This is a genomic window from Arthrobacter sp. SRS-W-1-2016, from assembly GCF_002009585.1.
Classification (GTDB): Bacteria; Actinomycetota; Actinomycetes; order Actinomycetales; family Micrococcaceae; genus Arthrobacter; species Arthrobacter bambusae_A.
Genome location: NZ_MTPV01000005.1, coordinates 115,963 through 136,404 on the forward strand (window position 1 = coordinate 115,963; position 20,442 = coordinate 136,404).

Sequence of the window (20,442 nt, forward strand, 5' to 3'; positions counted from 1 at the left end):
ATACCCGCGATCGTGTCCCGGACGATCGAATATAGGAGCAGGCATGTCACTCCCGAGCATGGACGCAGGCCGCGTTGACGGCGGACTGCACGTCGCGGAAGAACTCAGCCAGGAACAGTGCTGGGATCTCCTGCGTTCAAACACCACCGGCCGCTTTGGCTTTGTTGAGCAAGGCAGGGTGGTAATCCTCCCCGTGAATTACCTGGTCGACGGCCAGTCCATTTACTTCCGTACGGCGGGAGATGGATCCATCGCCGAGGCAGTCCCGTCGCTCGGGTCGTCCTTTCAAATAGACGATTCACGTGCCGATCGGGCCGAAGGTTGGTCGGTACTGGTCAGTGGAGCCTCATCCCGTGTTGAGGACCAGGACCTGCTGACCCGGCTATGGGGAAGGGTCATGGCCGAGCCGTGGGCCGGTGGAGCACGGAACCTCTTTATCCGGATCCAGGCACACAGGGTCACCGGACGCCACGTGCATCTGGAGTGAGCCCATCGAAAGTGAGCCCGGAGCCATTCCGGTTTCATACACGCTCACGGGCAAGGAGACCATGGATACCGCGGAAGAAATCATCGTTGGGTACGACGGGTCCGCCGCGGCTGTCCCGGCCGTCCGCTGGGCTGCCCGCCAGGCGGCTCAGCGGAACTGCAGACTCCACTTGGTCCACAGTTCCCTGTGGCCGGCAATGACCCCCGAGCCCGGTCCGATGCCGGGCGTCGAAGGCAGCGGGTTGCGACGGGCGGCGGAGGACATCGCTGCGGAGGACATTCTGACCGATGGCGTGGAACAGGTCCATGACACGGTTCCCGGATTGGCTGTCAAAACGACGCTGCTCTTTGGATGGCCGGCCGAACACCTCAGGACCCTCTCCTCCGGTGCCGCGCTGCTCGTTACCGGCACCCGGGGCGCAGGGGGATTCAAGGGACTGCTGATCGGCTCCGTCAGCCTGGAGCTCGCGGCAACAGCCGATTGCCCGGTTGCCGTCATCCGCCGCGGAGAACACCCCGGCGGGCCGGTAGTCGTCGGCGTCGACGTCGACGACTGGGAACTACCGCTTCGGCACGCCTGCACCCTGGCTGCATTGGCGGGTTCAGCCCTTCGAGTGGTGCACGTCCGGAAGGAACACTGGGTTCCACGCCATCTCCAAAACACGGGCACCCCGACTCAAGACCAAGCAGATCTCCTCGTCCAGGCGGTTCTCGACTCCGCGGCGCGGAATGCCCAAGAATCAGTTCCGGGCCTTGATCTCCAGATACGCTCTCCGATCGGCTCATCAATTCCGGGCACGATTCTGGCGGAGGCTCAGGATGCCTCCATCATCGTCGTCGGGACCAAAGGACGCGGACTCATTCGGGGTACCATCGGTTCGGCCGCCCACGCTGTGCTTCATCACGCCAGCTGCCCGGTCCTGGTTGTGCGCCGGCCCAGCTGAGATCTCCTGTGAACAGGTGCTGTTCAGTACAAGTCGCCAGGGGCCAGCTCGTCACTTTCCGGCCCCCGGTGAATGCGCCTTCCGGTGATGGACGTCGGGATGATCTCAACGAAAACCCGCTTCTTGGTAGAGGTCAATTGTTGGCGCGGAATCCTCTCGGCGGCTTCTATCTCGGCACCGGATTCCAATTGCCGCGCCCTGCCTTTAACCACCACACTCCAGACCGATTCGCTACCGACCCCGTCCGTCTCGAACGCAACTTTGTCGTTGATCGTGAGCGCGAACAGCTTCTCCCCGGGATTGGTCCGGAGGAGAATTTTTCGGTCGTGGGCAACGAAATTGATCGGATAGATCTCGGGTTCATTGGCGATGCTCAATGCCAACCGCCCGAGCGTCGCACCCAAAAGGATATTCCAGCATTCTTCCTCGTTCAGGACCTCCACGGGGTTTGCGGTATCCGGTGACATGGTTCGGTCCTTTCGATTGCGGCATACCAAGCCATTCCAGCATGCACGCCGCCCGCGCTATCCAATAGGGCCCTTGGACCCGTGTCTGTTGGCCAGCAAGCTTGTAGCGTTTCGTTCTAAGGACAGGTTCTCACCCTCAGGAACGCCCTTCGTCGAAAGAGGCCATGATGCTCGGAATAGAACAGTCGGATGCTGGAATGCCGGATCCCGGAATCTATTTCCAGTGGGGTGACTTCCTCATCCAATTCGGCAATCTGATGGTGATTGCGATTATGGTCGTGCTATTCATTCTCGCTCTGGTGGTTCCGTTTCCAGGCCGAAGGAGTCGAAAATGAGGGTTGACCGCGCGCCCGTTCCGACTGACGACGAGCCACGCTTTTCCACCTGGACAGGAAAGGCCCGGGGCTGGGCCTTGCGCCGGCTGCCACCGGACAAGCTGCTTCCCGAAGGCCAGCCGAGCTACGTATCGTCCTGGATTTACGTCTTCGGCATGGGCGCCGTTGCAGCGTTCGTCTATATCCTCGGTTCCGGTGCCGTACTGGCGTTGAACGGACCCACCTGGTTCCACGTCTCCGGCCTGGGCCGTTTCATCAACAGCACCCATTTGTGGAGCGTTGAACTGTTCTTCATGTTCATGGTGATCCACCTTTGGGGCAAATATTGGATGGCTGCCTGGCGGGGCGGCAGGGTGCTGACGTGGATCACCGGGATGCTCGCATTCGTCGTCTCGATTGTCACCGCCTTTACCGGATACCTCCTTCAAACAAATTTCGATTCGCAGTGGATTGCGTTCCAGGCAAAAGACGCCCTCAACGCGGTCGGCATAGGTGCATGGTTCAACGTCGCCGATCTAGGCCAGCTACTCATGTGGCACATCACGCTCCTTCCCCTGGTGGTCGCCGTCGTCGTCGCCCTTCACGTTGTTCTCGTTCGGATGCACGGCGTGGTGCCCCCGTTGGACGCCGCGGCATCCGATGCCCAGCTACGATCGACGGCGCCAAACCCGGCCACTGACAGCGAGGACAAGAAATGAGCAAGGCTCCAGGGTCAACGTCATGGCGTGCACGAAATGACATCGCCAGCAGGCCATGGACCGGCACGTTGCGCGAATACGACCTGTTCAAGGAACTTGCTGTCGGCCTGGTGGTTGTCGGGCTGCTTGTCCTTGGGCTCTCAGCAGTCTTCAGCTCGCCGGACGACCCCAGCGTGACCCTCAAGTCATGGGCCCAGGCCCAGCCCGCGGATTTCGTGGCAACGGCAACCGCAGAACTTGGCGGTACCAGCCATACCGCAGGGTATGGACCGCCCTACAATTCGACGCCCGATGCCTCGCAAAAACTCGGCCCTATCGACCTTCAGAGCCTTTCGGGCGTGCGGCTACCGATCGACACCGCAAGCGACTTCGTCATCACTCCCCTCCAGACCCTTCCGACACCCCCGGCTGCGGTCGAGGAATGGACGAAGGCAAGCGACGCTCAACACACTGCGTGGACTGCCGCCTACACGGACGCCCTCAGCAAGGCTCCGGACAACGACCCGGCCAAAGTGGGTCCCGGCGACTTCGGCCCCGTACCGGCCCTCACCGGGGCACTTCTGACCATGGCGCAGCAAGGCGCACTTGATCCGGTAATGAGCGCAAAGGGCTCCTTCTACAACACCGATTACAAAGCCAGCATCCTGTTCCTCGGTGACGGTACCTACTTCCCTGGCCTCGCCGACGCCCAGCACCTGACGGGCGACCAGTGGGGAATGATGAATGAAACCGGGAACTATCCCGGCCAGTCTTGGCTTTGGCTCTTCTCCGCCCTCTACCAAGTGGAACCGTTCAAATCATCGCCGAACGCCGATGTCCTTGTGGTGTTCTCCATGGTGATCCTGACGCTGCTCCTGACCCTGGTGCCCTTCATCCCCGGACTCAGGTCCTTGCCACGCCGCATACCCGTGCACCGCTTGATCTGGAGGGACTACTACAAGCACCGCTAGTCCCGCGCGCGTTCACTTGAAGTTCGCTGCGTCGAGCGCCGCCTGCAACGAGCTGAGGTAGCCCTCGCTCGTGTAAGTAGCCCCTCCCACTGTGTCCACGTTTGTTGATTGGCTCGATAGCACCTCGGATTTGAGCATCGGCACGGCCTGCTGGTCGATTTCACCGGACAGGGACCCGACGTCGGTGAGCTGCAGCGGTACCACGTCGGCGATCTTGCCGCCGGATATCACGGCCTGGACTTGCACCGTGCCGTACCGGGTCTGGATCTGGCTGCCGTCGAAGGTTCCATCTTTCGCACCGGAAGCGACCGGGCCCGCGGGACCGGCGCTGGTGCTTCCCGCCGTCGGGCTGCCCGGCCCGGAAAGCGTTCCGGTGCCCGACGGCGGATTGGCCGCCTTCGTTGTGGTGCGGCTGGATGCGGAATCAGCTTGGTTTCCGGCATGCCACCCGATCAGGAGGACGGCGGCGGAAGCGAGGCCGGCCAGTACGGCGCTACGGGCCCTCACCAGCTGAACCTTTCGTAGTGGATGCGGAACCGGGGCACGCCCGCGCGTCTTGCGTCCTCAACCACCAGGTCTGTCCAGTCGCTCGGTCCGCACACGAACACGTCGGCGTCCCGCACATGGGGGACGATCGTGGACAGGCTCATGCGGTGGCTGGCCTCGCGGGCCGGAAGCCAGCTGTCGTGGCCCCTTTTCGGCCGACGCCCCAACAGGACGTAGAGCGTTGCAGATTTCTTGACACACAGTTTCTGGAGCTCGCGGTAGAGGTACAGACCCTTCTCGTCCGGCGCCCTGACGATCACCGTCATCTCGCCGGGAGCAAAGTCGCCCTGCTCCAGCAAGGAGATGATAGGCGTGATTCCGATGCCGGCCGCGACGGCAACAGCCCGCCGGGTAGTCCGGGCCCGGTCTGTGAAGAGTCCGTAGGGTCCTTCGATGCTTACCCTGGTGCCGATCGGGAGCGCACTCAATTCGGCGGTTCCGCCTCCTAGCTCACGAACGGTGACTTTGAGGCGCAGGACCCCGGGGGCCGCCGAGAGCGAGAAAGGGTGGGCGTGCCACCAGAGCCCGCGTGACCAGAAGCGCCAGATGAAGAATTGGCCGCCGCGGACCCGAAGGTCCGCAAGCGATCGTCCGGTCATCTCGATGGAGTACACGCCCGGCGCCTCGGTGAAGATGTTGCTCACCCGAAGGTCGTGGCGCAGAGTCCGCAACACGGGAATGATGAACCGATAGACCAGCAGAGCTGCCGCGACCCCGAGGTAGAGCGTGAGCCAGTAGTAGCGCGCCCAGGTTCCGTCCGCGAACAATTGCCCGGTGCTGAACTGGTGCGGTAGGGCCGCAAGAACGGCGCCATATGCAAGGAAGTGGACAACATGCCATGCCTCGTAGGAAAACTTCCGCCGGACAAGTACCAATGAGGTGATCGCGACGATGGCTAACAGCGCATACCCCAGGTAGGCGACCTTCATGTCGGGCAGCGAGATGAACATGTCCCATATTTCCGCAAACACGTTCAATCGCGACGTCAGCGCGTAGCCGACCCAGAGCAGCAGCACATGTGAGGAAATGAGGTAGAAGACGGGCTTGCCCAAGCGCTGGTGGACCAACAAGGCCCGGTCGTGGCCAAAAGCCCGGTCAATGACCGGGAGCCGCGCCGCAAGGAGGAGTTGGATCAGCATCAGGTCGGTTCCTACGAGCCCCGCAATGATGCCGACGGCGGTAAAGGCGCCCGGGACGGTCTTGAACTCCACCAGTCCGCTGTCCGCCAGGAACAGTGCCAGGACGAGGGCGACCGACAACCAGACGATGGTTTCCAAGAAGTCCGCCAGGCGTGCCCGCCGCAGATAACGCGCCCGTTGCGGCATCCGCCGCTGGGTGGTCGTCCGGTCCGTCGCTCCGGCCCGGGCCGTCATCTGCTACCTCCGCTGGCGCCCCATGGTCTGCTCATGCTCGCAATGCTAGGTTCGGGTTCTTAGAACATTCTTCGAACCCTGGAAACAAAGGCGCGTAACCAGGAACCGGCTGCTGGAGAGTTCCCTCGGTTCGTTCGGATCGGCAGATGCACCACGACGGCCGCTCCGGACGGTTGCGCACCGATTTCCGCCCGGCCGCCGTGCTGCGCGGCCACTTCAGCCACGAGGGCGAGTCCGAGACCGTAGTGTCGCGCCGCGGCGCCGTCCTCCGGAGCGGCGTCGGCTGGCGGCGCGGTTGCGAATCGCTCGAAGGCCCGTGGCCGGACATCGTCGGCAAATCCGGGCCCGTCATCGCGGACCGTGATGACCAGGGTCCTCGAGTCTGCCGTTACCGCCACGTCCACCCTTTCCCGGGCGAAACGGACGGCGTTGTCCAGCAGGGCCACGAAAAGCCGGCGCAGCGCGGTTGGAGCGGCAATGATTCCCTGCGGCCCGGTTAGTCCACTTCGTTCAACCGTGACATCGCGACGCGCGGCGGAGACGGAAAACGACTCGACGACGTCGTCCGCCAGTGCCACGACGTCGATCTCCGTGAGCTCGATCCTCCGTGAATCCGCCGAGATGAGCAAGTCTTCGAGCAGACGGGTCAGTGAGCGCGAATCTTCAACCATGGCATCCACGTCCGCCTCGATGCTTGCCGGCGGTTCCTGGAGCGGAGAAGATGCCACACGGCGCCGCAGCATTTGCGCCCGCATACTCAGCAAGGTCAGCGGCGTGCGCAGTTCGTGGCTTGCATCCGCGACGAATCGCCGCTGCCGGTCGAGGGCCTCGGCCATGGGCCGCATGGCTCGCCGGGCCAACCACACCGCCAGAAGGCTCGCCAACGCCACCGCTCCGCCGCAAGTCAACAACAGGGCCAGGCCCAGCCGATTCAATTCCTCCAGATTCTCGTGGCGATCGAACACTGCTTGGACTACCCGGCTTCCGGAATCGGCGGTCCGGACGGTGTACGGGCGGCCAGCTATGGAAACGTCCTCCTGGGCGGCGTCTCCGCTGGCGGCGACCGCCTCGATGGCCTTGAGGTCCGGCAGCCCGGAGGGCATCCCCGGGGACACCGTCAACACGCCCTGATTGGAGATCGCGAGCCAGGTTCCGGCGGGGGCGTCAACGATCGAGTCCACGTGCTCGGTGGCGGTGGTCAGGAGGCGTTGGGCTGCGCTGGCCTGGCTCGTGCTGACAATCAAAAGTACCGATCCGGCAATCGCCACCAAAAGCAGCACCAACAAAGCTCCGGTCTGCAGGGCCAGTCGCCAGGAGGAACGCTGCAGTTCGTCCTCGGCTTGGCCCTTCATGCGAGCGTACCGATCCTGTAGCCGACGCCATGAACCGTCCGCACGCTCCCCCGTCCCAGCTTCCGCCGGAGGTAATGGACATACGTATCGACCACCCCTGCCTCCTCGGCGTTCGGGAAGACGTATTCAAGGATCTCGCCACGCCCGAAGACCCGGTTCGGCCAGCGTGCCAGCTCCTCCAGCAAGGCGCTTTCCCGTTCGGACAGCACCACGACGGAACCATCAGAGCGGGTCACGCTGCGCGCTTCAAGGTCAAAATGACCACCACTGATCCGCAGGGTCGTCGCGGCGGCGATATGCCGCCGTCGTAAGGCACGCAGCCGGGCCAGAAGTTCCTCGACGTCGAACGGCTTCGACAGGTAGTCCTCCGCACCGGCGTCGAGCCCCTCGACCCTGTCCGCAGGATTGCCCAATGCCGACAAAATGAGCGCAGCCGTCTCGACGCCCTCCCTGCGCAGTTTCGTCAACAGGTTCAACCCGTCCATGACCGGGAGGCCCCGGTCTAGAACCAGGACGTCGAACTCCCCGGTCAGCGCGAGGTGGAGGCCTTTCTGTCCATCCGAAGCGCTGGACACGTCGTAGCCCTCGCCAAGCAGCAACTCCTCCAACATCGCCCGAAGCTCCACGTCATCCTCGACCAAAAGAACGCGCGGCTTCATCTCATTCATAGTCGGAGTATAGGCGGCGGAGCTGGGGCCAACGGCGTCATTGGTGCAGGCTGAGCGCTTGCACCGGGCACAGCGCCACTGCGTCCCGGGCCGCGTCTTCCAGGTTCCGGGGGATGGCGATATCGGAGCCGCCACGGCCGAGCGGGTATCCCCAATCGTCGCGGGTGAGCAGTTCCGGAAGCAATTCGATGCAAAGGCCCCGGCCATCGCAACGGGTCCAGTCGATGTGCATCGACACCTTTCGCTCGGTCATCGCAGCGCCTCGCATCGCCCGCGCAGGTGTGCTTCGACGTCGGCCGCAAAAGCCATCAGGGCACTGGAGGCAAGCCGTGCTGTCCCGTCCGGATGGGCGCAGCTGCCCCGGCCGGTCACGAGAACAGCGAGCCGGCTGATCTCCTGCGGAAGTTTCCCGTTGGTGTCACCGTAAGCCAGGCGCGCGAACAGCCTTGCGATCGCGGGAAGGCCGTTGGTGCACGGACCACACTGGCGCGCCGACTGGCCGGACAAGTAGGCCAGAATGTCAGCGGTAGCCGCGAGGCCACAGGAGCCGGAGTCCAGCGTCATGACGATCCCCGCACCTGTCCTGGCACCCACAGGGGCCAGCCCTTCCTTTGAGAACGGTGCGTCGAGCTGGTCCGCGGCGAGCCACGTGCCGTGGTACCCGCCCACAAGAGCAGCGCGAACAGACGGCAGCTCGATACCGGTACTCAGGAGGATCTCCGTCAGGTGCACGCCGGTCGGGATCTCGTAGACTCTTGGTCCGGCCGAGTTCCCGGACAGGGTGATGAGCCTGGACCCGGGCGCAGAGCCGGTTCCGACGCCGCGGAACCACGTAGAACCGAAGCGGGCGATCAGGGCGAGGTGCGCCAGTGTCTCCACGTTGTGGACCAGGGTCGGCCGCCCATTCAGTCCGCTGTCGCTCAGGCGCTTTGTTCGGTCGCGCGGGATAGCCAGGCCCCCGGAAATAGCACTGATAGCCGCGGCCGCTTCTCCGGAGATAAATGTATCCGGTGCTTCGTGCAGGCGTATACGCGCCTCCCGGCGCTCTTCCAAAGCGCGGGCGACGGGAACCAGCTGCTTCGCGCCGGCATACAAATGCAATTCCCTGGCGCCAAGGCTCCGGCCTGCGATCAGGATGCCGTCGATCACCAAATGGGGGGCGTTGTGCAGCAGGGCTGCGTCCTTCTGGCTCAACGGTTCGCCTTCCGCGCCGTTGGCGACGACGACCGGCCGCCGTCCACCAGCGGGGACCGACGCCAACTTTTGCCAAGCCGCAAACCCTGCCCCTCCGCGGCCATCCAGCCCGGACTGCAACAGTTCGTCGATCAACAGGGCCAGGTCCATTGCCGGAAGCGGACCAAAGGCAGCCTCGTGGCTGGCCAAATCGGCTGAACCGGCGGCAAACAATCGTGTTGCGCCGGCCGGACCGGCAACATGGTCCCGGCGGCTTATGGTGCTCTGGTCCGACGTCATCGGGTTTCCTGGCTGCGCACGTTCCGGTATTCGACAAAGTCTTCGTGCAACCTCCACGCGATGGCCCCTCCCACTGCCAGCAGGCACAGCACGGCAAGGACGAGGAACCAGGGTTCGCGGCCGTTCGTACCGTTTCCGATGGCATGAAGCACCGAAACGGGCCACATCGCATAGACCAGCCAGTGCACGGCCTTGAACGTCCTGGGACCGATCTTGTTGCGAAGCAAAGCGGTGATCGTCACGACGATCAGGAGATCGAAGGCTATCGTCCCAAGTCCGAGCCAGAACGGCTGATATGCGCCCAGGAAGGGAACGAAGAAATCCACCAGCCTCAGTTGGGCGAATGGATCAAAGAGCAAGGACACAACATGGACCACAACAAACAAGAGCGAAAAGAGTGAGACATTGCGGTGCACCAACGTGACGGCAAACCGCGGGATCCCCACGACAGCCCGCCCGGAGCGGACGCCAATTCCCAGCAGGACGGAAAGTGTCAGGAGCACGAGGGCCACGACGCCGGAGCCTCGGCCCACAGCCCAAAGAGCCTGATCGAATACGGTGTTCATGATTGACCCGCCATCTCGTCTGGAGGCCAGCCACCGCAAGTGGATACCCTGCCTGCACTGTCGACCAAGCGGGCAGGCACGCCTAAGTCCCGCAACCACGACGGCGCGCGGCGGCCCCGCACTACGCATGCGGTGGAGATTGTATTGGCTTCCGCGCAGCTTTTCGCCGCCACCGTCACCGTCCTCCAGAAGGCTTCCGCCGGCAATCCCGTGTGCGGGTCGATGATGTGGTGGACTTGTCGGCCGGAATGGCTCCATCGGCGCTTTTGCGTACTCGATGTGGCCACCGCATAGCCGGATTTCAGGCGGACGCAGCCGGAAGGATCGTCCGGCAAATCCTGGACCAGCACCACCCACCCCTCCGGGGGCGCCTCCCCCGCGGTGGCCAGATCGCCGCCCAGACTCACCATCGAACCGCAGCCAAGCGTTGACGAAATCCGCTGCGCGGCCCAGTCGGCCGCCAAGGCTTTGCCGATCGCACCAAAGTCAAGCATGAGGCCCTTGGGCACTTCAAGCCTGTTTCCGGCAAGTCCTATGCGGATCCAGGCCGGGGCAACTGTTGTCACGGCAATTGATCCCTGCGGCTCCGCCGCCCGGTTCCTGGGCACGTCGAGAAGGGCGAAGTCGCGGTCATACCCGAGTCCAAGCAGCGCGCTCCCGATTGTCGGGTCCACATCCCCGTCGGTCATTTCCGCAGCAGCCAATGCGCTGCGGACGATCGCCGCGAGTACGTCGCTGATTTCCTGCCCCTCGGATAGCCGGCTGCCGAAGATCATGAGTTCCGAATCGTCGCGGAAACGGCTGCACGCCATCTCAACGCCGTGGCAGACGTCCCGACATAGATCGACGGCCCGGTCAAGCATCGATGGCTCGGTGACGATGACACATGCCTCGGTGCCCCATAGCTCCCAGCGCCGCGCCGCCGTTACCATCAGGATCCTGACGATCGGCCCTGCGGGGCGGTTGATCCGGGCCCGAGGGGCTGCACCGGCGAGGTGGATGAGTAGTGGTGGCGCGAGCCATAGTTTGGAGTGGTGGACTGCCCCGTATTGCCGGAAGACGTGTCGCCGGAAGAGGTATTGCCCGAAGAGGTATTGCCTGCCGCGGCCGGAGCCGAGACGGCCGCACCGACGACCACGGCGCCGGCCACGCTCGCGGCACCCACCCACGATGTCACTTGACGGGCGATCCTGTGGCCACTTTCCCTGGAGTTCATGGCAGCCTCCTTGGCTGGTGCTTGACCGATGTCGCTGTGTTAATTCTAGGAGCGCCAGAGTTGGCCTCGGCTAAGCGTTTCCTGTGTAGAAGCTGTGTAGAAATGCTGAACCCCACGCACAGACCGCGCCGGAAAACAAGGGCCTTTGGATCATTCAAGATTTTGTGAAAACTGCGTACGTTTGTGGTCATGGACACCGTCATCCAGACTGTCGACTTGCACAAGAACTTCGGGCGCGTCAAAGCGCTCGACGGCCTCGACCTCGAGGTCCACAAAGGCGAGATCCACGGCTTCCTCGGGCCGAACGGCGCGGGAAAAACCACCACGCTACGCATCCTCCTCGGTCTGGCCCGGCCGTCGTCGGGCAGCGCAAGCGTGCTGGGCATGCGTCCCTGGGCAGACGCCGTCGAACTCCACCGGCGCGTCGCGAGCATCCCGGGAGACGTGAGCCTCTGGCCCAACCTCTCCGGCGGCGAGGCCATCGACCTCCTCTCCCGCCTCCGCGACGGCGCTGTGGACCACGCCGCCTACAAGGAGCGCAAGCATCACCTCTGCGAACTCTTCGACTTCGACCCGGGCAAGAAGGGCCGCGCGTATTCGAAGGGAAACCGCCAGAAGGTCGCGCTCATCTCCGCCCTCGTCATAGACGCTGAGTTGTATCTCCTCGACGAGCCGACGAGCGGCCTTGACCCGCTCATGGAGGCCGCCTTCACTCGAGAAATCCGTCGGATCGTGCGCGAGAACGGAGCGACAGTCCTGCTCTCAAGCCACATCCTCTCCGAAGTCGAGCAGCTCGCCGACCGCGTCAGCATCATCCGCGCCGGCCGGATCGTCGACGGCGGCACGCTCGATGCGCTGCGCCACCTCACCCGCACGGAGGTCTCCTTCGCGCAGGACAGCGTGGACACCCATGCCCTCGCCGCACTGTCGCAGGTCCACGACCTCACCGTGGTTGAGGGGCGCGTCAAGTTCGGCGCCGATTCCGACCGTGTCCACGAGGTGCTGCCCCTTCTCGGTACACTCGGGGTCAAAGGCCTGCTCGTTGCGCCTCCGTCGCTCGAAGAGCTGTTCCTTCGCCACTATGGCGACACCGTCGCCCAGGCCGTCCCGCAGATTGCGGACGACGGCGGCACCCATCACCGGCGCCATCGAGCCGCCGCGGCGGGAGCCTGAGATGGGCGCGCTGTGGATCCTGTACCGGCAGCGCTTGCGCCGGGACCGCTGGCAGATCATCGTCTGGATCCTCTCGATCGGCGGGCTCGCACTGCTCGCCGTCGCGGCCATAGCGAAGTCCTTCGGCGACGACGCTACGCGCGCGCAGGTGCTGCAGCTCGCGACCGCGGCGCCCGCGATCCTCGTGCTGCGCGGCCTCCCGCGCGGCCCGGCGCTCGATTCGTTCACGTTCTTTGAGATTTTCGCGTTCCTGGCCCTCCTTGCGGGACTCATGAATACGTTCATGGCCGTCCGCCACACCAGGGCCGAAGAGGAGTCGGGCCGGGCCGAGATCGTCTCCGCCACCGCCGCAGGGCGGTGGGCCCCCCTCGGGGCGACCGTCCTTCACGCCATGGTGGCCAATGTGGTCGTCGCCATGGCCACTGCTCTCGGCTTCATCGCCGGCGGGCTTGACCCCGCGGGTTCACTTGTGGCCGGTCTCGCCACGGGCGCCGTGGGCTTCGCCTTCCTCGGCGTGGGTCTGTTGGCCTCGGAGTTCTTCAGTACATCGCGGGGAGCCAACGGCATTTCTTCGGCGCTCGTGATGCTCGCATACCTGCTGCGCGGCTTCGGCGACGCGACCGGACACGTCAGTCCCGACGGAATGACCATGACGGCGGCATGGCCCAGTTGGGTCTCCCCCATCGGCTGGGGCCAGCAGACCTTCGCCTACACGGGCAACCGATGGTGGCCGCTGCTTCTGCCACTTGCGCTTGGGGCGGCGTGCACCGCCGTCGTCGTAGCCCTCATGGCCCGCCGTGACGTCGGTGCGAGCGTACTCGCCGGACGATCCGGACGCGCCAATGCCCGGCCCTGGCTGCGCGGGAGCTTCTCCCTCGCTCTGCGCCTCCAGGAGGGCGCGATCATCGGCTGGTGCATCGGCGGCCTTGCCACGGGCCTCCTCACAGGCTCGCTCGGGGCCGCGATCCAGTCCTCGATCACCTCCAACCCCCAAATCACGGCCGTGCTTCGCGGCATGATCGAGGCACAGGGCACATCCATGACCCAGCTCCTCGTCGCTGCCCTGTTCGAGGTAGCCGGGATCCTTGCCGCCGCGTGCGGCCTCCAGGCCGTCCTGCGCCTGCGCCAGGAAGAGGCAGCCGGAACTGCCGAGCCCGTCGTGGCCGGATCCGTGGGCCGGATGCGCTGGCTGGGCAGCTTCCTCGGACTCGGCACGGTCTCGGTGGTGCTGGTGATGGCGTTCACCGCCGTCGGAGCATGGGCCTCCCTCGTTGCGTCCGGAGATACCTCAGGCTCCGCAGGCGAGGTCTGGCAAACTGCCGTCGACCAGCTCCCGGCAGCACTCATCTACCTCGCCCTGCCCGCCGCAGTCTTCGTCGTCTGGCCCCGGGCCACCATCCCTGCCGGCTGGGCGCTCCTGGGCATCGGCGTTGTCCTCGGCGTCTACGGTGGCATGCTCGGCCTCGACCAGAGGATCCGGGACCTTTCACCCTTCACCCACACCCCCGTCACCACAAGCACCGGAACCGACTGGAGCGGCGGTTTCTGGATGCTCGGCATCGCCGCCGTGGTCACGGCGCTCGCGCTTGCGGCTGCGCGCCGCCGGGAGGTGGGCACGGCATGACAGACTCCGGCATCGCCCGGATGCCCGACGCCGCCGAGACGTCCGCCGCGGTGCTCACGGCCGCCGGATTCCCCAAGATGCCGGCCCGTTCCCTTATGGCCCTTGTAGTCTCCGACGACGGCTCGCTGACCGCGGCCGAGCTCTCCGAGATACTGGGCGCGAGCGCCGCCGCGGTATCCGGCGCCGTGCGGTACTTGCAGACTGTCGGTTTCGTCCACCGGGTCTCGCAGCCTGGCAGCAGGCGCGACCGATATGCCCTCCCCGCCAACGCGTGGTACGTCGCCTCGCTGCGGCAGAACCCCGTGTACCAGCGCCTGGCTGAGCTCGCCGACTCCACAGCGTCAAGCCTCCCGGAAGGATCGCCGGCGAGGACGAGGGTGAGCGAGATGGGCGCCTTCTACCGGTTCCTCATGACCAGGCTGCCGGCACTCCTCGATGAGTGGGAGCACATGCGGGTCAAGGTCCAGGCCGCTCCGACTCCGCCTGGGCCTCAAGCCTGAGGCGGATACGGCTGCGGAGGGTTCGGCGGGTATGCCTGCACCCATCGGTCGAAGCGCTGACCCCTGGGATTGGCCGGCAGGAGCACAAACACGAGCAGCGCAATCCATCCGAGCACCGGAACCAGAGCGAGCAACAAGAAGAGCGCACTAAGATTCGCGTCGTGGAGGCGCCGTGCGCCCAAGGCAAGTGAAGGCACAACCGTCGCCAGGAACCACAGGCCGCCAAGGGCCGTCGAGGTGCCGGTGTTGCCGTTTCCTGTAGCACCGGCCGCATTGATGACCCCTGAGACAATGGCAGAGGCGAGGAACCACCACCAATACTCACTGCGGCTAGCGCGGCCGTGGAAGATTGCGTACTTTTTCCAGAATCGTTTAACGGCCTCGACCGGCGGGGCTCCGTAGTAAGGCAATTCAAGCGGGACTGCACCCGGGGGAAGATTCTGGGGCTGATAGCTGGACATCATTCAAGCCCTTCCATGCAGACTATTCGACACCGGAATGCTAGGCCGTGTCCCGCCTGTCCGAACAGGGCACAAAGCCCCGCCTGGGACAGGTGACACCGCCTAGGATCCGCGGGTGCGTTCGATCCCTGGCCCCGGTGCCGGCAAGCGCGCCTCCTGCGGGACTTCCGGCCCTGCCGGGCTGGGCCAAATGAGCAGAAGATGGTGCGTAGAGCACCCTGAATGAGGGAGCCACATTTCATGGAGGCGGACAGAGTCATGAAAAAACCAATCGTTGTCGGCGTCGTTGACACCCAGGCGAGCCGGGCCGCGCTGGCTTGGGCAATGGACCGGGCGGCTCGACGGAAACTGCCGGTGCTGCTGGTTCACGCGGTCGACACTCGGTGGCTCGACGAATCAGTTAGTACGGGCGAGGTGGTCAGAACCGCAGCAAACGAGCTGCTGAGCAAAACCGCAGCATATGCAGGCGAATTGGAGCCATCGGTCCAGGTAAAGACCTTGCTGTTCTCCGGTAGCCCCGGGCAGGCGCTCAGGAAGCAGTCCAAAGGAGCCTCGATGGTCGTCATCGGAACCGGGCACAACTGGCCCGGAGGGCCCGTCGCTGATAGGGCGCTGCAGATCGCCGCCGTCGCGCTGTGCCCTGTGGCAGTGGTCGGGGGACAGGACATGACAGGGCGCCGCGGCATTGTGGTCGGCGCTGACGGTTCCGAAGAATCAACGCAAGCGGTTTCCTTCGCCGCCGCCGAAGCGGACAGGGTCGGCGAGGAGCTGACAGTGGTTCACGCCGTCCCCGCGCCGCCGCTCATTCATCGCGCCATGCCGGCGGCCGACGTTGCCGAGGACATCCTGGAAGAGGAACGAATCGTCCTCGCCGAGACCGTCGCCGGTCTGGCCGAAAACTACCCCGACATGGTTGTCCACCAGGTTCTGTTGTCCAACAACGAACCGGCGGAAGCACTCACGGATGCCGCGGCCAACGCCACGATGCTGGTGCTGGGAAGCCGTGGAAAGGGGAGCTTCAAGCGCCTCCTCATGGGATCGACTGCCCACACCGTACTCAGGTCCCTGCCCTGCCCAACCGTCATTACGCGGGTGCGGCGGGTAAAACTCACGGGTTAAACATCCAGCCCGGTCACTTCCAACCGCCGAGCCGCTTCCGCTTCAAAAGCACAGCACGGGCCGCGCGCCGGTCACCGGGACCGGGTAGGGGCTTATGCCCCTACCCGGTCCCGGGCGTTGGGGATGAAATGAAAACACCCACCGGCCAGAAGGAGTGTGCGCCATGCCTGAGAACCCATCAACCGCAGCGGACAAGGATCCATCATGACCGCCTTCGCCAATGCGCCGCGCTCGGACCATGATCTGCAGCAGGCCGTCTTGAATGAGCTCGACTGGACACCCGAGGTTGACGCCTCCCACATCGGCGTCGCTGCCACCTCTGGAGCCGTGACCCTCACGGGCGAGGTTCCCACCTACTCGGCCCGGCTGGCGGCCAGGAAGGCGGCCCTACGGGTCCGGGGAGTCACGGCCCTCGCCGATGAACTCACCGTCCACTACCTCGGCGGCCCGACCACCGACACTGACATCGCCGAAGCCGCGCTCAGTGCGCTCCGGGCAAACGCGGTGGTACCCGAGGGCACGGTCACCGTGGAAGTCCGCAACCACGCCATCACCCTGACCGGGAACGTGGATTGGAACTACGAACGCGAAGCAGCAGCCCACGCCGTCGAACATCTCCGCGGTGTCCGGTCGGTGCAGAACCTCATCACTCTCAAGGGCCGCGCATCCGCCTTCGATACCAAGACCCGGGTCAAGAACGCCATCGGCCGGCAGGCGGCACTGGATGCTGACAGGATCGTGGTGGCGGTCGACGGGACCGAAGTGACGCTCACCGGCAGGGTCGCGAGCTGGAACGAACGCAAAGCAGCGGGCAAAGCCGCCTGGTCCTCACCCCACGTGAGCGCCGTCCACAACCAACTTGACGTGCACCCGGACTAGATAAGGGGCGCAGGTCCGGACAGGTTGGTGATGGTGATGCATGACTTCCGGGACCGGGTGGATGCCGGGCGGAAACTGGGACAACGACTGGCCCCGTGGAAGGGGCAGAACGTGGTGGTTCTGGGGTTGCCCCGCGGCGGGGTGCCGGTCGCGTTCGAAGTGGCAAAAGTGCTCGACGCGCCGCTGGACGTCATTGTGGTGCGCAAGCTGGGCGTGCCGTTCCAACCCGAACTGGCAATGGGCGCCATCGGGGAAGGAAACGCCCGCGTGCTCGACTCGCACATCATAGAGGCCACGGGGGTCACCCAAGAGGACCTGAGCGCCGTCGAACGTCGCGAGCGTGATTTGTTGGAGTCCCGGGTTGTGAGGTACCGCCAGGGCCGGCCCCGAAGGGACCTTCACGGGTGCGCGGCAATCGTGGTCGATGATGGCTGCGCTACCGGGTCGACAGCGCGCGTTGCCTGCCGGGTTGCGCGGCAATTGGGCGCTGCACGGGTGATCCTCGCCGTGCCGGTGGCCCCCGCCCGGCTGCTGTCCTCGCTGGCGGAGCCCGACGACGTCGTCTGCCTGGTACCGGCGCAGGACTTCCAGGCCGTCGGCTACCATTACCGTGACTTCGCCCCCACCGGGGACGAGGAAGTCGTGCAACTGCTCGACGCCGCAGAGCAGCGGCTGCCTTCCCTCGGGAAAACGGAGCATGCCGGCTTCGACGAAGAGGTGGAAATCCCCTCCGGTGCGCTCAGACTCCAGGGAACCCTGCACCTGCCAGCCAGGTGCGACGGCCTCGTCGTGTTCGCGCACGGCAGCGGCAGCAGCCGTCACAGCCCCCGCAACAGGTTCGTCGCAGCGGTCCTCCAGGCCGCCGGACTGGGCACACTCCTCTTGGATCTGCTGACCCCCGCAGAGGAAGTCAACCGGGGGAACGTCTTCGACATCGCCCTGCTCGCGCAACGGCTCACGGCAGCAACCCTCTGGGTAGGCGGCGACGATGGCACCTCGGCCAGCCGCCTCGGTTATTTCGGCGCCAGCACCGGCGCCGCTGCCGCGCTCTGGGCCGCGGCCGAACCCGATGCGCGGATAGCCGCCATTGTTTCACGAGGCGGCCGCCCGGACCTTGCCGGCCCGCGTCTGGCCGCCGTGAGCGCTCCGACTCTCCTGATCGTGGGAAGCGCCGATCCCCAGGTCCTTGCCCTCAACCGCCAGGCCATGGCCATGATGCGCTCCCCGACCCGCTTGGAGATCATCCCCGGAGCCACACACCTCTTCGAAGAACCCGGAACACTCAACCACGCCGCGTCACTTGCAGCCCACTGGTTCGTCCACTATCTCCTCCCGCCCGGGCCTTCCGCCCGGGCCGCAGAGTCCGCGCCCAGTGGGCTGCTCTGAAAAGGCACGCCTCCGCATGACCTTTGGCACTGGCCAATCCTTCAGATCCGGACGATCCTCACGACAGGGCGAATCAGCGGCAGACGGAGGGCAAAGCGCATGGTCACAGGTATCTACGTCAGTGCCGTCACACCGGAGTCCGGAAAATCGTTGGTGAGCCTTGGGCTGGCCGACACCCTGCACCGGCATGCAGATAGGGTCGGCTTCTTTCGACCGATCGTGGAAGGCCCCGACGCCAGCCACGATCCCATGATTCTCCTGATTCGGGAAATGTATGGGCTCAATCCATCCCTTTGCCTGGGTGGAATCACACTCCCCGTGGCGCTTGGCTTGTTGGGCGCTGGACGAGGAGACGAGATATTCGGGGACGCCGTCGTGACGTACGGCCAGATCGCGAAGCAGTGTGACGTGGTGATCGTCGAGGGCTCAGGCCTCAGGGGCCACGACGCGGCCGCTGAATTCGACCTGAATGCCAGGCTTGCCAACAATCTGGGATTGCCAGTGCTGGCGGTGGTCGGCGCAAAGGGGCTGTCTTCCGAAGAAACTGCCGATGCCGTCGATGTGGCGCGCAAGGAGCTTGCTTCCATGCATTGCTCCCTTCTATCTGTCATGGTCAACCGGGCCGACGCCAGCACGGTCGGCGACATTCATGCCGCATTGCGGCCGGGCGTCAGCAGACGTCCTGTCTACGTCATTCCGGAAATAGCAGAGATATCGCGCCCGACGGTGGGAGACATTTCGGCTGCGCTTCGCTTGAGCCACGCGGGCGGCAGCACAGAGCTTGACCGCGACGTCGGCCGGGTCACCGTGGCCGCAATGACCGTAGGCAATTTCCTGAGTGGGCTCGGTACAGGGGACCTGGTGATTGTTCCCGGAGACCGGGCAGATGTGATGGTTGCTTGTTTGGCATCTGCCTTGTCGCCCCAATTCCCCACCCCGAGCGCCATGATCCTGACCGAAGGGTTGGACGCGGACGCCCATGTCCGTCCACTGCTCAACCATGCACCGTTTCCGGTATTCACCAGCGAAGAAGGTACGTACACCGCGGCCCATTTGACCGCCGGCGTGCGCAGCGAAATACACGCCGGCCAGCACCGCAAGGTGGCGGCCGCACTCGGCGCATGGGCGCGCTGCGTTGACGAGCGGGAAGTCCTGGAAAGATTGTCCTTGCCAAGGCCAACCACCGTCACGCCTTTGCGCTTTCTGCACGAACTCATCGAGCGTGCCCGGGTACAGAAGCGGCGGATCGTCCTGACAGAGGGAGAAGACGCCAGGGTGCTCCGCGCCGCTGAGCTCCTGCACCGGAGGGATGTCTGTGAACTGATCATCCTGGGGAACAAGGCCGCCGTCGATGGGTTGGCCGCAGCTCAGGGGATCGACCTTGACGGGCTGGTTGTTGTGGATCCGGCAACGTCGAACTTGCGCGAGCGTTATGCAGCGGAATACCAACGACTACGGGCGCACAAGGGAATGGTCTTGGCCCGGGCGAGGGAAATCATGCTGGAGGGAGCCTATTTTGGCACCATGATGGTTCAACTGGGCGAAGCGGACGGGATGGTTTCCGGAGCTTCCCACACCACGGCGAATACCATCCGTCCGGCCCTGGAGTTCGTGAAAACCCGGGATGGTGTGCGCACGGTGTCATCGGTGTTCTTCATGCTCTTCCCCGACCGCGTCCTCGTGTATGGCGACTGTGCCGTCATCCCTGAGCCGACGGAGTGGCAACTTGCCGATATCGCGATTGCATCCGCAGACACCGCCGCGCAGTTCGGCGTGGAGCCCAGGGTCGCCATGCTGTCCTACTCCACCGGAGGTTCGGGCACAGGCGGTGCGGTGGACAAGGTGCGCCGCGCGACCGCTTTGGTCAAGACAGCCCGGCCGGAGCTTCCCGTTGAGGGCCCAATCCAATATGACGCCGCCGTGGATGCCGCAATTGCCAATTTCAAATTGCCCGCGTCCACCGTTGCCGGCCAAGCGACGGTGTTCATCTTCCCCGACCTGAATACCGGCAACAACACGTACAAGGCTGTTGAGCAGTCGTCGGGGGCGGTCGCGGTCGGGCCCATCCTGCAAGGCCTCCGCAAGCCGATAAACGATCTCTCCAGGGGTTCAACGGTGGAAGACATCATCAACACTGTTGCCATCACTGCCGTACAGTCCCAGGTCGCCGACCCCCTGGCACGAGGCCAGGCTTGACGCAGCCTGTCAACGCGCCGGGGCACTGCC

22 protein-coding genes are annotated in these 20,442 nt (G+C 64.7%); 11 read left to right on the forward strand and 11 right to left on the reverse strand.

Annotated features, from left to right (window positions below; all coding sequences use genetic code 11):
* Window positions 1-43: 43 nt before the first annotated feature.
* Together BMF89_RS01295 and BMF89_RS01300 are read left to right on the forward strand one after the other, a co-directional pair.
* Window positions 44-487 carry a pyridoxamine 5'-phosphate oxidase family protein gene (locus BMF89_RS01295; protein ID WP_078105276.1) on the forward strand — a complete coding sequence of 148 codons (444 nt, stop codon included), beginning with the start codon at window positions 44-46 and terminating at the stop codon, window positions 485-487.
* 61 nt (window positions 488-548) lie between these two features.
* The gene (locus BMF89_RS01300; protein WP_078105277.1) at window positions 549-1,430 is read left to right on the forward strand and encodes a universal stress protein; all 882 of its coding nucleotides are present in this window, start codon (window positions 549-551) and stop codon (window positions 1,428-1,430) included.
* A 23-nt stretch (window positions 1,431-1,453) separates the two neighbouring features.
* Here the strand turns inward: BMF89_RS01300 and BMF89_RS01305 are convergent, their stop codons facing one another.
* Entirely contained in the window at window positions 1,454-1,873 is a 420-nt protein-coding gene (locus BMF89_RS01305) for a pyridoxamine 5'-phosphate oxidase family protein (protein ID WP_253190641.1), read from the reverse strand.
* 355 nt (window positions 1,874-2,228) lie between these two features.
* On the opposite strand from BMF89_RS01305, the gene BMF89_RS01310 reads away from it, so the two are divergent.
* Together BMF89_RS01310 and BMF89_RS01315 are read left to right on the forward strand one after the other, a co-directional pair.
* Window positions 2,229-2,930 carry a cytochrome b N-terminal domain-containing protein gene (locus tag BMF89_RS01310; RefSeq protein ID WP_078105279.1) on the forward strand — a complete coding sequence of 234 codons (702 nt, stop codon included), beginning with the start codon at window positions 2,229-2,231 and terminating at the stop codon, window positions 2,928-2,930.
* The gene (locus tag BMF89_RS01315; RefSeq protein WP_253190642.1) at window positions 2,927-3,880 is read left to right on the forward strand and encodes a hypothetical protein; all 954 of its coding nucleotides are present in this window, start codon (window positions 2,927-2,929) and stop codon (window positions 3,878-3,880) included. Before BMF89_RS01310 ends, BMF89_RS01315 begins: the two co-directional genes overlap by 4 nt.
* A 12-nt stretch (window positions 3,881-3,892) precedes the next feature.
* On the opposite strand, the gene BMF89_RS01320 is transcribed toward BMF89_RS01315, so the two are convergent.
* From BMF89_RS01320 to BMF89_RS01360, 9 genes are read right to left on the reverse strand one after another with little or no spacing between them, the layout of a single operon-like run.
* Window positions 3,893-4,387 carry an FMN-binding protein gene (locus BMF89_RS01320; RefSeq protein ID WP_078105280.1) on the reverse strand — a complete coding sequence of 165 codons (495 nt, stop codon included), beginning with the start codon at window positions 4,385-4,387 and terminating at the stop codon, window positions 3,893-3,895.
* Window positions 4,384-5,799 carry a ferredoxin reductase family protein gene (locus tag BMF89_RS01325; protein WP_253190643.1) on the reverse strand — a complete coding sequence of 472 codons (1,416 nt, stop codon included), beginning with the start codon at window positions 5,797-5,799 and terminating at the stop codon, window positions 4,384-4,386. Before BMF89_RS01325 ends, BMF89_RS01320 begins: the two co-directional genes overlap by 4 nt.
* A 59-nt stretch (window positions 5,800-5,858) precedes the next feature.
* Entirely contained in the window at window positions 5,859-7,151 is a 1,293-nt protein-coding gene (locus BMF89_RS01330) for a HAMP domain-containing sensor histidine kinase (protein WP_078105281.1), read from the reverse strand.
* The gene (locus BMF89_RS01335) at window positions 7,148-7,819 is read right to left on the reverse strand and encodes a response regulator transcription factor (RefSeq protein ID WP_078105282.1); all 672 of its coding nucleotides are present in this window, start codon (window positions 7,817-7,819) and stop codon (window positions 7,148-7,150) included. Before BMF89_RS01335 ends, BMF89_RS01330 begins: the two co-directional genes overlap by 4 nt.
* Window positions 7,820-7,856: 37 nt before the next feature.
* On the reverse strand, window positions 7,857-8,072 hold the full coding sequence (locus tag BMF89_RS01340) for a ferredoxin (RefSeq protein ID WP_078105283.1): 216 nt from the start codon (window positions 8,070-8,072) through the stop codon (window positions 7,857-7,859).
* Window positions 8,069-9,292 carry an NADH-ubiquinone oxidoreductase-F iron-sulfur binding region domain-containing protein gene (locus BMF89_RS01345; RefSeq protein ID WP_078105284.1) on the reverse strand — a complete coding sequence of 408 codons (1,224 nt, stop codon included), beginning with the start codon at window positions 9,290-9,292 and terminating at the stop codon, window positions 8,069-8,071. Before BMF89_RS01345 ends, BMF89_RS01340 begins: the two co-directional genes overlap by 4 nt.
* On the reverse strand, window positions 9,289-9,858 hold the full coding sequence (locus BMF89_RS01350) for a ferric reductase-like transmembrane domain-containing protein (RefSeq protein ID WP_078105285.1): 570 nt from the start codon (window positions 9,856-9,858) through the stop codon (window positions 9,289-9,291). Before BMF89_RS01350 ends, BMF89_RS01345 begins: the two co-directional genes overlap by 4 nt.
* Complete coding sequence (locus tag BMF89_RS01355) at window positions 9,855-10,790, reverse strand: FAD:protein FMN transferase (protein WP_078105286.1); 936 nt, start codon at window positions 10,788-10,790, stop codon at window positions 9,855-9,857. Before BMF89_RS01355 ends, BMF89_RS01350 begins: the two co-directional genes overlap by 4 nt.
* Window positions 10,790-11,074, reverse strand: a complete 285-nt coding sequence (locus tag BMF89_RS01360; RefSeq protein ID WP_078105287.1) for a hypothetical protein — start codon at window positions 11,072-11,074, stop codon at window positions 10,790-10,792. The genes BMF89_RS01355 and BMF89_RS01360 overlap by 1 nt, the downstream gene beginning before the upstream one ends.
* A 189-nt stretch (window positions 11,075-11,263) precedes the next feature.
* Between BMF89_RS01360 and BMF89_RS01365 the strand changes: the two genes are divergently transcribed.
* From BMF89_RS01365 to BMF89_RS01375, 3 genes are read left to right on the forward strand one after another with little or no spacing between them, the layout of a single operon-like run.
* The gene (locus BMF89_RS01365; protein WP_078105331.1) at window positions 11,264-12,247 is read left to right on the forward strand and encodes an ABC transporter ATP-binding protein; all 984 of its coding nucleotides are present in this window, start codon (window positions 11,264-11,266) and stop codon (window positions 12,245-12,247) included.
* A gap of 1 nt (window position 12,248) precedes the next feature.
* Entirely contained in the window at window positions 12,249-13,871 is a 1,623-nt protein-coding gene (locus tag BMF89_RS01370) for a hypothetical protein (protein ID WP_253190644.1), read from the forward strand.
* Entirely contained in the window at window positions 13,868-14,371 is a 504-nt protein-coding gene (locus BMF89_RS01375) for a MarR family transcriptional regulator (protein WP_078105289.1), read from the forward strand. The genes BMF89_RS01370 and BMF89_RS01375 overlap by 4 nt, the downstream gene beginning before the upstream one ends.
* On the opposite strand, the gene BMF89_RS01380 is transcribed toward BMF89_RS01375, so the two are convergent.
* Entirely contained in the window at window positions 14,362-14,832 is a 471-nt protein-coding gene (locus tag BMF89_RS01380) for a DUF805 domain-containing protein (protein ID WP_078105332.1), read from the reverse strand. The two genes, BMF89_RS01375 and BMF89_RS01380, sit on opposite strands and share 10 nt — an antisense overlap.
* Window positions 14,833-15,090: 258 nt before the next feature.
* Between BMF89_RS01380 and BMF89_RS01385 the strand changes: the two genes are divergently transcribed.
* The 4 genes from BMF89_RS01385 to pta all read left to right on the forward strand — a co-directional run bounded on the left by BMF89_RS01385 (window position 15,091) and on the right by pta (window position 20,412).
* A complete protein-coding gene (locus BMF89_RS01385) occupies window positions 15,091-15,951 on the forward strand; it encodes a universal stress protein (RefSeq protein WP_078105290.1) in 861 nt (286 codons plus the stop codon).
* A 204-nt stretch (window positions 15,952-16,155) separates the two neighbouring features.
* A complete protein-coding gene (locus BMF89_RS01390) occupies window positions 16,156-16,830 on the forward strand; it encodes a BON domain-containing protein (RefSeq protein WP_078105291.1) in 675 nt (224 codons plus the stop codon).
* Window positions 16,831-16,866: 36 nt separating this feature from the next.
* The gene (locus BMF89_RS01395) at window positions 16,867-18,216 is read left to right on the forward strand and encodes a phosphoribosyltransferase (protein ID WP_078105333.1); all 1,350 of its coding nucleotides are present in this window, start codon (window positions 16,867-16,869) and stop codon (window positions 18,214-18,216) included.
* A gap of 99 nt (window positions 18,217-18,315) precedes the next feature.
* Entirely contained in the window at window positions 18,316-20,412 is a 2,097-nt protein-coding gene (gene pta, locus BMF89_RS01400; RefSeq protein ID WP_078105292.1) for a phosphate acetyltransferase, read from the forward strand.
* Window positions 20,413-20,442 lie beyond the last annotated feature (30 nt).